The organism is Pseudarthrobacter niigatensis (assembly GCF_030812615.1).
GTDB lineage: Bacteria > Actinomycetota > Actinomycetes > Actinomycetales > Micrococcaceae > Arthrobacter > Arthrobacter niigatensis.
On sequence record NZ_JAUSTB010000022.1, the window covers coordinates 1 to 12,297 of the forward strand.

General features: G+C 67.0%; 8 protein-coding genes. 1 reads left to right on the plus strand and 7 read right to left on the minus strand.

Going from position 1 to position 12,297, the window contains the following annotated elements; genetic code table 11:
• The first annotated feature begins 214 nt into the window (after positions 1-214).
• Positions 215-1,174 carry a DUF559 domain-containing protein gene (locus tag J2T23_RS19260; RefSeq protein WP_307362685.1) on the plus strand — a complete coding sequence of 320 codons (960 nt, stop codon included), beginning with the start codon at positions 215-217 and terminating at the stop codon, positions 1,172-1,174.
• Between the two features lie 303 nt (positions 1,175-1,477).
• Here J2T23_RS19260 and J2T23_RS19265 read toward each other — a convergent pair whose 3' ends face one another.
• The 7 genes from J2T23_RS19265 to J2T23_RS19295 form a co-directional block, all read right to left on the minus strand.
• Positions 1,478-2,563: an inositol-3-phosphate synthase gene (locus tag J2T23_RS19265; protein WP_307362687.1), complete on the minus strand. Its 1,086-nt coding sequence runs from the start codon at positions 2,561-2,563 to the stop codon at positions 1,478-1,480.
• Positions 2,564-2,727: 164 nt separating this feature from the next.
• The gene (gene mgrA, locus J2T23_RS19270; protein WP_307362689.1) at positions 2,728-3,768 is read right to left on the minus strand and encodes an L-glyceraldehyde 3-phosphate reductase; all 1,041 of its coding nucleotides are present in this window, start codon (positions 3,766-3,768) and stop codon (positions 2,728-2,730) included.
• Positions 3,765-5,552: a malto-oligosyltrehalose trehalohydrolase gene (gene treZ, locus J2T23_RS19275; RefSeq protein WP_307362692.1), complete on the minus strand. Its 1,788-nt coding sequence runs from the start codon at positions 5,550-5,552 to the stop codon at positions 3,765-3,767. Before treZ ends, mgrA begins: the two co-directional genes overlap by 4 nt.
• Entirely contained in the window at positions 5,549-7,879 is a 2,331-nt protein-coding gene (gene treY, locus J2T23_RS19280; protein WP_307362694.1) for a malto-oligosyltrehalose synthase, read from the minus strand. The genes treZ and treY overlap by 4 nt, the downstream gene beginning before the upstream one ends.
• The gene (gene glgX, locus J2T23_RS19285) at positions 7,876-10,134 is read right to left on the minus strand and encodes a glycogen debranching protein GlgX (RefSeq protein WP_307362696.1); all 2,259 of its coding nucleotides are present in this window, start codon (positions 10,132-10,134) and stop codon (positions 7,876-7,878) included. The genes treY and glgX overlap by 4 nt, the downstream gene beginning before the upstream one ends.
• Before the next feature lie 69 nt (positions 10,135-10,203).
• Entirely contained in the window at positions 10,204-11,787 is a 1,584-nt protein-coding gene (locus tag J2T23_RS19290; RefSeq protein WP_307362698.1) for an NAD(P)H-hydrate dehydratase, read from the minus strand.
• Positions 11,788-11,802: 15 nt separating this feature from the next.
• Complete coding sequence (locus J2T23_RS19295) at positions 11,803-12,150, minus strand: holo-ACP synthase (protein ID WP_141159808.1); 348 nt, start codon at positions 12,148-12,150, stop codon at positions 11,803-11,805.
• Between the last annotated feature and the right edge of the window lie 147 nt (positions 12,151-12,297).

Below are 12,297 nucleotides of genomic sequence, written 5' to 3' on the forward strand. Positions count from 1 at the left end.
TCACCAACGCCCCATCACCTCCCGCCCCAACTCACCAACGCCCCATCACCTCCCGCCCCAACTCACCAACGCCCGATCACCTCCCGCCCCAACGCACCAACGCCCGATCACCTCCCGCCCCAACGCACCAATGCCCGATCACCTTGAAACCATCCAGATCTGTTCCTGTGGATAACTCCTGCAGGGGTCTGGCCTTCTACGCCAGAATGCCAGCATGCATAAGCGCGCTGATCTACCGTCGACCCTGGCCAGCTCTCCGTTCACATACGACTCGGCGGTGACTGCCGGTGTGTCAGCGAAGCGGCTGCGGAAGGATGACGTGGTCCACGTGAGCAGGCGGTTGTACCGCCCCTCGACTTGGAGCTTCGAGTTGGAAGGCGCGGCACGGGTCCTCTCCGAAGTTTCGCCAGGTGCGTGGGTTTCGCACGTCACAGCTGCGCGTTTGCACGGTCAACTGCTTCCCGCGTGGCTGTCGGATTCAACTGAACTGCATATGAGCAAACCGAAGCATTTGCCGCAGGTGCGCCGGAAAGGTGTGGTTGCCCATAAGGTCATTGCCAGTGCCGACGAAATCGAAACTGTCGACGGTATCCGCATCAGCACCCGTTCCCGAACCTGGCTCGACTTGGCCCGGCGGCTGTCGCTGGCTGAGCTGGTCTGCCTTGGAGACCAAATCATTCGCATCCCTCGAGCGGAGTTTGAAGCCAGGTCACAGCCCTTTGACACATTGGAGGGTCTCAGCGCTCTAGTCAGCCGGCACCCTAATCTTCAGGGGGTCGTGCGTGCCCGGGAAGCTTTGGAGCTTATGCGCGTCGGCGCTGATTCGGCACCGGAATCGATGCTGCGGCTGGCAATGCTTGACGCGAACCTGCCAGACCCTGACCTGCAGATCGCACTTCGACCGAATGATGCAGCTTCCCCTACTGCCGACCTGGGCTACCGTCACCGGCGCCTTGCAGTCCAGTACGACGGCGGTCACCATCTTCTTGAGGCTCAGCGATTGAGTGATCGACGGCGCGACAAAGCCTTCGAATCAGCTGGGTGGACGGTTCTGGTATTCACCAAGGACGATGCCACGGACGGTTTTCAACGAGCTGTGGCGGCAATCAAACGACACCTTCACACGGCGTGGATTGACCAATCCTACTCGGCCGGTTTTGCCGGAAGCGGGTGAAAACAAAACTCCACCGCCGCCTCCAAAATCGCAGCCGCTGTGTTTACGCTCCTCAGGGGACGGGAAGTGATGGGGCGTCCCGAAAAAGCCGGCAAAAAGTGATGGGGCGTCCCGAAAAGGCCGGCAGGAAGTGATGGCGCGTTTCGGGAGACTACGCAGGAAGTGATGGGGCGTCCCGGAAAAGCCGGCAAAAGGTGATGGGGCGTCCCGGAAAAGCTGGCCGGAGGTGGTGGGGCGTATTAACGCAGGACGCTCCCCCACCCGGTGAGGGTGAGGGAGCGTCCGGGCACCGGGAAGGACGGTTTAGCGCTCCAGGTCGCCGCGGATGAAGGCCTCGACCTTCTCGCGGGCGAGGTCGTCGTTGAACTGCTCCGGCGGGGACTTCATGAAGTAGCTGGAGGCGGAGAGCAGCGGGCCGCCGATGCCGCGGTCCAGGCCGATCTTCGCGGCACGGATTGCATCGATGATCACGCCGGCGGAGTTGGGGGAATCCCAGACCTCCAGCTTGTACTCCAGGGACACCGGGGCGTCGCCGAAGTTCCGGCCTTCAAGGCGCACAAAGGCCCACTTGCGGTCATCGAGCCACTGGACGTAGTCGGACGGGCCGATGTGCACGTCCTTGGCAGCCAGCTCGGCTTCCACGTTGGAGGTCACGGCCTGGGTCTTGGAGATCTTCTTGGACTCCAGCCGGTCACGCTCCAGCATGTTCTTGAAGTCCATGTTGCCGCCGACGTTCAGCTGGTAGGTCCGGTCCAGGGTGACGCCCCGGTCCTCGAACAGCTTGGCCATCACGCGGTGGGTGATGGTGGCACCGATCTGGCTCTTGATGTCGTCGCCCACGATCGGGACACCAGCGGCGGTGAACTTGTCAGCCCACTCCTTGGTGCCGGCAATGAACACGGGTAGGGCGTTGACGAAGGCCACGCCGGCGTCGATCGCAGCCTGGGCATAGAACTCGGCGGCCTGCTGGGAACCGACGGGGAGGTAGCAGACCATGACGTCAGCCTTGGCGTCCTTCAGGGCCTGGACCACGTCGACGGGCTCTTCGGTGGACTGCTCGATGGTCTCGAGGTAGTACTTGCCCAGCCCGTCCAGGGTGTGGCCGCGCTGGACCGTTACGCCCGTCGGAGGGACGTCGGCGATCTTGATGGTGTTGTTCTCGCTGGCCAGGATGGCATCGGAAAGGTCAACGCCGACCTTCTTGCCGTCCACATCGAACGCGGCGACAAACTCAACGTCACCCACGTGGTACTGGCCAAACTCAACGTGCATCAGGCCCGGGATGGTTTCGGCCGGGTCGGCGTCCTTGTAGTAGTGGACGCCCTGCACCAGCGAGGCGGCGCAGTTGCCCACGCCAACGATTGCAACACGGATGGGATGTGAAGACACGGAACTCCTTTGGGGACAAACGTCAGCCGGCCTGGTTGGCCTCCGAGTAATGGACGACGGCGGCCGGCTGGCTTGGCGCCGCGCGGCGCCATTTCATACTACCCAACACAGCGGGACCGGCCGTTGTTCCGCCGGTCCCGCTGTGTAATGAAAACAGGTGTGCCTTAGGCGTCCTGTTTCCAGAGGTTGATATCGGATTCCACGGCAAACTCGTCAATCGCGTTCAGTTCATCGCCGGAGAAGTCGAGGTTGTTGATGGCGGACAGGGTGTCCTCCAGCTGCCGGACGCTTGAGGCGCCGACCAGGGCCGAGGTGACCGGTGAACCCTTGGGCTGGTCCCGCAGGATCCAGGCGATGGCCATCTGGGCCAAGGACTGCCCGCGGCCCTCGGCGATCTTCCGCAGTCCGCGGACCCGGTCCAGTTTCTCCTCCGTGATCAGGCCCTGGTCCAGGGATTTCTGCTGCGCCGCCCGGGAGTCTTCCGGGATGCCGTGGAGGTAGCGGTCCGTGAGCATCCCCTGCGCCAGGGGCGAGAAGGCGATGGATCCTGCGCCCACCTGCTCCAGCACCTCGTACAGGTTGGGCGAGCCGTCCTCGGTCCAGCGGTTCAGCATGGAGTAGCTGGGCTGGTGGATCAGGAGCGGCGTACCGAGTTCCTTGAGGATGCGGGCGGCCTCGAGGGTCTGTTCGGGGGTGTAGGAGGAGATGCCCGCGTACAAGGCCTTGCCGGACCGGACAGCGTAGTCCAGCGCGCCCATGGTTTCCTCCATGGGCGTCTCGGGATCCGGCCGGTGGCTGTAGAAGATGTCCACGTAGTCCAGGCCCATCCGCTGCAGGGACTGGTCCAGGCTGGAGATCAGGTACTTGCGGGAACCCCATTCGCCGTAGGGGCCGGGCCACATGTAGTAGCCGGCCTTGGTGGAGATGACCAGTTCGTCGCGGTAGGGCTTGAAGTCGTCCCGCAGGTGGCGGCCGAAGTTGGTTTCGGCCGATCCGGCGGGCGGGCCGTAGTTGTTGGCGAGGTCGAAGTGGTTGACGCCTAGGTCGAAGGCACGGCGGAGGATGTCCCGCTGTTCCTCGAAGCGCTTGTCGTCACCGAAGTTGTGCCACAGGCCCAGGGAGATGGCCGGGAGCTTGAGCCCGCTGCGGCCCACCCGGCGGTAGGGCATGGTTTCATAGCGGTTGTCCGCTGCTGCGTAGGTCATGCGTTCTGTCCCTCCTGTTGGGTTGCGATGATCGCGGCACTCCAGGGCGCCATGGCCAGTGCCCCGCCGTCCAACCCGGTTACGTCGTCCGTAGCCAGCAGGACGCTGCCGGAACCGTCCAGCCGGACCTTGGCGTCGGAGAAGTTCACCAGCACCTCGACGGGACCGCGCCGGAACCGCAGCCAGCGGGCGTCGTCGTCGAACGAAACGTCGGTGCCGCCGAAGCCAAGCCCGGCCAGGTCCGGATGGGATCGGCGCAGCGCCGTCAGGGACCGGTACAGCTCCAGGAGCCGCGCGTGGTCACCCGTGGAAGCCTCGGCCCAGTCCAGCTTGGAGCGGCGGAAGGTTTCCGGGTCCTGGGGATCGGGCACGACGGCGGGATCCCACCCCATGCGCTCGAACTCCCTGATGCGCCCTTCCGCGGTGGCCTTGCCGAGCTCAGGTTCGGGGTGCGAGGTGAAGAACTGCCACGGCGTGGAGGCCCCGTATTCCTCGCCCATGAACAGCATGGGCGTGAACGGCGAGGTCAGCGTGAGCACCGCGGCCACGGCCAGCTGCCCATAGGACACGGACTGGGAGAGCCTGTCCCCCGTGGCACGGTTGCCGATCTGGTCATGGTTCTGGTTGCAGACCACCAGCGCCGCCGGGTGCACCAGCGAGGCGTTGATGGGGCGTCCGTGGTGCCGGCCGCGGAAGCTGGAGTAGCTGCCGTCGTGCAGGAACCCGTCCTTGAGCACCTTGGCCAGCACGGCCAGGGAGTCGAAGTCGGAGTAATAGCCGGTGGTTTCGCCGCTGACGTTGACGTGCACCGCGTGGTGGAAGTCGTCGCTCCACTGGCCGGCCAGGCCGTACCCGTTGGCGTCCCGGGGGTAGATCAGGCGCGGGTTGTTGAGGTCCGATTCCGCGATGAGGGTCTTGGGCAGCCCGGTTTCGGCCGAAATGGCGTCGCCCAGGGCCCCTAGGTCCTCCAGGATGTGCACGGCCCGCTCGTCCCGCAGCGCGTGCACCGCGTCCAGGCGGAGGCCGTCCACGTGGTAGTCACGCAGCCACAGGGCGGCGTTGTCCAGGATGTATTCGCGCACCACGTCCGAGCCGGGGCCGTCCAGGTTTACGGAATCGCCCCAGGTGTTGGCGTCCCCCTGTTTGAGGTACGGGCCGAACTTGGGAAGGTAGTTGCCGCTGGGTCCCAGGTGGTTGTACACCACGTCCTGGATGACGCCGAGCCCTGCCGCGTGGGCGGCGTCGACGAAACGCTGGTAGGCGGCCGGCCCACCGTAGCCCTCGTGCACGGCGTACCACTGGACACCGTCGTAGCCCCAGTTGTGGGTGCCGTTGAATCCGTTGACCGGCAGCAGTTCCACGAAGTCGATGCCGAGGTCCGCCAGGTAGCCCAGCTTGTCCACGGCGGCGTCCAGGGTTCCTTCGGGGGTGAAGGTGCCCACATGGAGTTCGTAGATCACGGAGCCCTGCAGGTCCTTGCCGCCCCAGCCGGAATCCTGCCACTCGAAGGCGGCGGGATCGTAGGTCCGGGACTGTTCGTGCACGCCGGCGGGGAGCCGGCGCGACCGCGGATCCGGGATGGGGGTGCTGTCCCCGTCCAGCAGGTAGCCGTAGTCGACGTCCCCGCCGGCCGGGGCGTCAGGTGCGGTCCACCAGCCTTCAGAGCCGGGCGCGGTCTCCTTTTTTTGCATCGGGTACTGCCGCCCGTCGGCCAGCAGTACTACCGATGCAGCCTCCGGCGCCCACACGTCGAAGCGCTCGGGTCCTGCGTTGACCAGGGTCATGCCTTTTCTCCATCCACGGGTACCAGCAGGGCCACGGGGTAGGTACCCAGCACTTCGGACACCGAAACCGGCCCCGGACCGTGGCTGGTACCGGTGAGTTCGTCACGCATGGCAGCGGAAAGCTCGACGGCGGTGTCCCGCCACCCACCGGCGGCTTCGAGGCCGGCGGGCAGCCGGGTAGCCAGGGTCACCGCGCCGGACGAGGCTGCCGAGGTGCCGCGGGAAAACGCGAGCAGGTGGCCTGCGGCCGGGCCGGTGGCGGCGAGCGGGGTGTAGCCCTGGAACAGCTCAGGCCGGTCCCGGCGAAGGCGCAGGGCCCGGGAGGTGACCAGCAGCTTGCTTGCCTCCGTGCCCGCGTCCGGCAACTCACCGTCGTCGAGCTTTGCCAGCTCTGCCTGCCGTGCGGCGAAGTCCACGGGCCGGCGGTTGTCCGGGTCGGTCAGCGACCGCTCCCAGAACTCGCTGCCCTGGTAGACGTCCGGCACGCCCGGCATGGTGAGCTGGACCAGCTTCGCGGACACCGAATTCGCGGCCGAGAAGGCCTCGATGCGGGCCACGAAGTCCCCCACGACCCTGGCCACCTGGGCGTCGTCGAAGACGGCGTCGACGGCGGCTTTTACCGCCGCTTCGAAGTCCTCGTTGGGATCGGTCCAGGTGGTGGAGTTGCCGGCCTCCCTGGCTGCCTTTTCCGCATAGCCCTGCAGCCGCTCCCGGCTTGCAGGCCATGCGCCGACGATCGCCTGCCACAGCAGGTTCTCGTACGGCCCGTCCGGAATCGGCGCCAGTCCGCGGAGCGCCTCCAGCGTTTCCGCCCACTCCTGCGGCAGTTCGGCGATGACCGAGATCCGAGCCCGGGCGTCCTCGCTGCGCTTGGTGTCGTGGGTGGACAGGGTGGTCATGGACAGCGGCAGTTCCTGTTGGCGCCGCTGCATGCGCTGGTGGAATTCCTCCGGTGCCACCGCGAACTCAGTGGGCTCGGCACCCACCTCGGTCAGGGTGCCCAGGCGGGTGTAGCGGTAGAACGCGGTGTCCTCCACGCCCTTGGCCATGACCATGCCGGAGGTCTGCTGGAAGCGGACGGCGATGGGGTTGGCAGGGTCCAGCAGCAGCGGCAGGAGGGTTCCCACCGCTACGTCCAGGTCCGGCCGGTGCGCCGCGGCGGACTCGCAGGCTTCCTTGAGGACGTCGGCTCCCACCGGCAGGTAGGACCGGTAGACCGGGAAGGACGCGATGATCTCCGCGATGGCGTCGGCTGCCTGGTCCACCGTGATCCCGTGGGACTCGGGGACCAGCCGGGCCAGGCGCAGCACCTCGGAGCGCAGGATGCCGTCGGCGATCATACGCTTGGTGCCGCGAATCATCTCGGCGTAGTCGGCGGGCCCGGACGTTCCCCGCAGGGAGGCGTCCAGTGCATCCAGGGCATGCTGCCCTGCGGGGTCCACGAAGACCCTGTCCACGTCCGCCAGTGCGTCGTAGCCGGTGGTCCCTTCGCAGGCGAAGTCCTGGGGCAGGACTTCGCCCGGTTCCAGGATCTTCTCCACCAGGACGTACGCGCCGCCGCTGAGGTCCTTGAGCCAGCGGAGGTAGCCGGCGGGGTCGGCCAGCCCGTCCGGGTGGTCCACGCGGAGCCCGTCCACCAGGCCTTCGGTGAACCAGCGGCCCACCTCTGCATGGGCCTTCTCGAAGACGGACGGCTCTTCCACCCGGATGCCGGCGAGGGTGGTGACCGCGAAGAAGCGCCGGTAGTTCAGCTCGGCATCGGCACGGCGCCAGTCCATGAGCTGGTAGTGCTGGCGGCTGTGGACGTCCTGCGGGGAGTCACCCTCGCTGTACGTGCCCTCGGCCAGCGGGAACCGGTGGTCGTAGTAGCGGAGCTCGCCATCCTTGACCTCGAGCTTGTCCAGGTCGGCGTCCGAGCCGAGCATCGGCAGCCGGACCTTTCCGCCGCCCAGGTCCCAGTCGACGTCGAACGCTTCGGCGTACGGCGATTCGCGGCCTTCCTTGAGGAGGGACCACCACCACGGGTTCTGTACCGGGGTGGCAACGCCCACGTGGTTGGGCACGATGTCCACCAGGACGCCCATGCCGTGCTCGCGGGCAGCGCTGGAGAGCGCCAGCAGGCCTTCCGGGCCGCCGCGGTCCGGGTCCACCGCGGAGGGGTCGGTCACGTCGTAGCCGTGGTCCGAGCCCTTCTCCGCGGTGAGGATGGGCGAGAGGTACACCCAGTCCACCCCGAGGTCCTTGAGGTACGGGACCTTCTCGGCGGCGTCGAAGAGGGTGAAGCTGCTGCGGATCTGCAAACGGTAGGTGGAGACCGGAGTCCTCATGCCTTGGCGTCCTCGTCGGTGCCCGTTGCCCTTGCCTCGCTCGCCTCCGCGGCCTTGGTCTGGGCCTCCACCATTTCCTCCTGGGCTTCCTCATGCTCGGCCATGGAGGCCAGGGACGCGGCTGCGGAAGTGTCCACTTCAGCTTCGGGGCCGGAGTAGGCGCGCAGGACCACCATGGACTTCGCATCCAGGGTCAGGGTGGCCCCGGCCTTGAGCGGCTCGTAGGCGTCCGCCTGGGCGGCGGTGTCGACCAGGACCTCCCAGTACTGCGAGTACTCGTCGGACGGGACGCAGAAGTCCACATCCTCATCGTGGGCGTTGAAGGCCATGAGGAAGCTGTCATCAGTGATCCTGCGGCCGCGCGCGTCCTGTTCCTGGATGCCGTCACCGTTGTAGAACACGCCGATGGTCCTGCCGAAGCCGCTCCCCCAGTCCTCCGGCAGCATTTCGGTGCCATCGGTCTTGAGCCAGACAATGTCCGGCAGCTTCTCGCCTTCGCCACGGCGCACCGGGCGGCCGTCGAAGAAGCGGCTGCGGCGGAACGTGGGGTGGTCGTGGCGGAGCTTGTTCACGAAGGCCGTGAACTCCACCAGCGGCTGGTCCATGGCTTCCCAGTGCACCCAGCTGAGCTCGGAGTCCTGGCAGTACGTGTTGTTGTTGCCCTGCTGCGTGCGGCCTAGTTCGTCGCCGTGGAGCAGCATGGGCACGCCCTGGGAGAGCAGCAGCGTGGCGATGAAGTTCCGCTGCTGCCGGGCACGGAGGGTCAGCACCTTCTCGTCGTCGGTGTCCCCCTCCACGCCGCAGTTCCAGGAACGGTTGTGGGATTCGCCGTCGTTGTTGCCTTCGCCGTTGGCCTCGTTGTGCTTCTCGTTGTAGGAGACCAGGTCCCGCATGGTGAAGCCGTCGTGGGCGGTGACGAAGTTGATGGAGGCCACCGGGCGCCGGGCGGAGCTCTCGTACAGGTCGGCGGAGCCGGTCAGGCGGGAAGCGAACTCGCCCAGGGTGGAGGGCTCGCCTCGCCAGAAGTCACGGACGGTATCGCGGTACTTGCCGTTCCATTCCGTCCACTGCGGCGGGAAATTGCCCACCTGGTAGCCGCCGGGGCCAACGTCCCACGGCTCGGCGATGAGCTTCACCTGGGAAACTACCGGGTCCTGCTGGATGAGTTCGAAGAAGGTGGAGAGCTTGTCCACGTCGTAGAACTCGCGGGCCAGGGTGGAAGCGAGGTCGAAGCGGAAGCCGTCCACGTGCATCTCGGTAACCCAGTAGCGCAGGGAATCCATGAGCAGCTGCAGGGAGTGCGGGTGGCGCACGTTGAGCGAGTTGCCGGTGCCCGTGTAGTCCATGTAGTGCTTGAGGTCATTGTCCACCAGCCGGTAGTAGGCCTGGTTGTCGATGCCCTTGAAGGACAGCGTGGGGCCCAGGTGGTTGCCTTCGGCCGTGTGGTTGTAGACGACGTCCAGGATCACTTCGATGCCGGCGCGGTGCAGGTCGCGGACCATCGCCTTGAATTCCTGCACCTGGTGCCCCACGTCGCCCGTGGAGCTGTAGGTGTTCTGCGGGGCGAAGAAACCGATGGTGTTGTAGCCCCAGTAGTTGTTGAGGCCCTTCTCTTCCAGGGTGCCGTCATTGACGAACTGGTGGACCGGCATGAGCTCGATGGCGGTGACGCCGAGCTTCTTCATGTGCTCGATCACGGCGGGGTGGGAAACGCCGGCGTAGGTGCCGCGCTGCTCCTCGGGGATCTCGGGGTGCAGTTCGGTGAGGCCCTTGACGTGGGCTTCGTAGATCACCGACTGGTGGTACGGGATCTTCAGCTGGCGGTCGCCGTCCCACTCGAAGAACGGGTTGATGACCACGCCGTGCATGGTGTGCGGCGCGGAATCGGCGTCGTTGCGGGAATCAGGATCGCCGAATTCGTACGAGAACAGCGCGGGGTCCCAATCGATTTGGCCCTGGATGGCCTTGGCGTAGGGGTCCATGAGCAGCTTGTTCGGGTTGAACCGGTCACCGCTGGCGGGGTTGTACTGGCCGTGCACCCGGTAGCCGTACTTCTGGCCGGGCTGGATGTGGGGCAGGTAGCAGTGCCACACGTAGCCGTCCACTTCGGTCAGCTCGATCTTGGTTTCGGTCAAGTCATCGGCCAGGAGGCAGAGCTCGACCCGCTCCGCCCGTTCGCTGAACAGGGCGAAGTTGGTGCCGGTGCCGTCAAAGGTAGCTCCCAGCGGGTAGGCAGTTCCAGGCCAGACTTCCATCGTGCTCCTCATTATTTGGTCAGCAGCAGACGGCATTGGAACGCCCCTGCTGCTGGTGCGAACTAATGCCTACCGTAGTGGTTGGCTGCGACTATTACGTTTCCAGGCTCCATATTTACTAAGCATGCTGACTTTACCCCAAATTTCGGGTAGGGCTTCCGCAACACGTCCCGCGGTGATCGGGCCGCCGGACACGGACGCCGACGCCGCCGTCCCCGCCTGGCCGTGCAGGGCAGCTCCCAGCGCTGCGATGGCGGCCCACCGCGCGTCGGCGAAGATGCCCAACTCACTGAAGCGCCCGGCGTCGTCCCCTGCCTGGGCGAGCAGCGCACCGATGACGCCGGCCAGCACATCCCCGCTGCCGGCCGTGGCGAGCCAGGGCGTGCCGTCCGCCTGGCTGAAAATGGCGCCCTGCGGTGCAGCCACGAGGGTGGTGGCACCTTTGAGCAGGACGGTAGCCCCGGTGCGCTCTGCCGCGCTGCGCGCGGCTGCCAGCGTTCCGGCCTCCACCGCTTCACGGTCCTCAGGGTGGCCCAGCCGCTGGAACAACGATGCGAGTTCCCCGGCGTGCGGGGTCAGCACCACGTGCGGGGGCAGGACGGCGGGGAGCGCAGGCAGCGCCCCGGCGTCGGCCACCACCGGAAGGCCGGACGCGATCGCATCCCGTGCCCGGGTCAGTTGATCGTGGTCCCCCGGCCCCAGGCCGGAGCCCACCAGCCAGGCCTGCACGCGGTTTCCCGCCACGGTCCCGGTACTGCAGACAACCTCGGGGCACGACTGGCGGACCAGGTCTGCCACCGACGGCGGCCCCAGGTACCTGACCATGCCCACTCCCGCGGCCAGGGCGCCGCGGCAGGCGAGCACCGCCGCGCCGGGGTAGTCCTCGGAGCCCGCCACCACGCCCAGCACGCCGCGGGAGTACTTCTGGGCCCGCCGGGACGGGTGGGGCAGGAGGCGCGCCATGTCAGCGTCCTCGAGCCGGTGCAGGGAGGGCTCCGGCAGGTGCTTCTCGATCCCGATGGGCACCACCAACACCCTGCCCGCGTAGTCCGCGCCGGGATCGGCGAGCAGGCCGTTCTTCGCTCCGCCGAACGTGACCGTGAGGTCGGCCGGGAGGATGGGTGCGGCGGCCTCGCCGGTGTCCGCGTCCACGCCGCTGGGAAGGTCGCACGCCACCACAAAGCCGCGGCGGTGCGCGTCAGTTACAGCCTGGACGAGGGCTGCGGCGCTCCCCCGCAGGCCGCCCTTGGCGCCGGTTCCCAGCACGGCATCAATCACGACGTCGGCCCGGGCGGCTTCTTCTGCCAGATCCGGAAGTCCCGCGTCCGTGAGCCGCTGCACCCTGCCGCCGGCGCGCTCAAGTGCGGCCAGGCCCGCCTGGTGGGCCGCGTCCCCGGTGAGGACCGCCGTCGTACGCATTCCCCGGGCGGCCAAAAAGGCGCCGGCGAACAGCCCGTCACCACCGTTGTTGCCCTTGCCTGCCAGCACCACCACGCGGGCGCCGTTCAGGCGGCTGCCGCGTGAACGAAGTTCATTGACGACGGCGTTGGCCAGGCCATGCGCGGCGCGCTGCATGAGCACGTCCCCCAGTCCGTCGGCGAGGAGTGGCTCCTCGGCGGCCCGGACCTGCGTTCCGGTGTAGGCGCTGATCATGCGGCGGGGGCCTGGTCAGCCTTCGGCCAGGACCGTGGCCGTGGCGATGCCGCCGTCGTGGCTGATGGACAGGTGCCAGCGCTTGACGCCCTTGGCCTCGGCCACCGCAAGGACCGTTCCCTTGACCTGGACGGTGGGCCCGTTGCTGTCCAGGCCGATCCAGCAGTCCTGCCAGTTCATGCCGGCGGGCGCACCGAGGACCTTGGCCACCGCTTCCTTGGCGGCGAACCGGGCGGCCAGGGACCGGGTGTTCAGTTCCCGTTCCGCGGGCACGAACAGGCGGTCCCGCAGACCCGGTGTCCGCTCCAACTGCCGCCCGAACCGCTCGATGTCTACTACGTCTACCCCGATGCCAACGATCATGGGTGCCATTCTACGGTGGCGGCTGCAGCGGGAAGGCTGGTGCGCGCCGGTCATTCGGGCTGTCCGCCATCAGCGGAAACGCGTGACTTTTGGGGCGATCTTGCGGAGCGCACGCCGGGAACCCGGGGCTCCGGGGCCGGGCCGGCG

Bases quoted from the DNA above. Each gene is read 5' to 3' on its own strand.
- J2T23_RS19260 (WP_307362685.1), top strand. From the start codon at position 215: ATGCATAAGCGCGCTGATCTACCGTCGACCCTGGCCAGCTCTCCGTTC.
- mgrA (WP_307362689.1), bottom strand. From the start codon at position 3,768: ATGACCTACGCAGCAGCGGACAACCGCTATGAAACCATGCCCTACCGC.
- treZ (WP_307362692.1), bottom strand. From the start codon at position 5,552: ATGACCCTGGTCAACGCAGGACCCGAGCGCTTCGACGTGTGGGCGCCG.
- treY (WP_307362694.1), bottom strand. From the start codon at position 7,879: ATGAGGACTCCGGTCTCCACCTACCGTTTGCAGATCCGCAGCAGCTTC.
- glgX (WP_307362696.1), bottom strand. From the start codon at position 10,134: ATGGAAGTCTGGCCTGGAACTGCCTACCCGCTGGGAGCTACCTTTGAC.
- J2T23_RS19290 (WP_307362698.1), bottom strand. From the start codon at position 11,787: ATGATCAGCGCCTACACCGGAACGCAGGTCCGGGCCGCCGAGGAGCCA.
- J2T23_RS19295 (WP_141159808.1), bottom strand. From the start codon at position 12,150: ATGATCGTTGGCATCGGGGTAGACGTAGTAGACATCGAGCGGTTCGGG.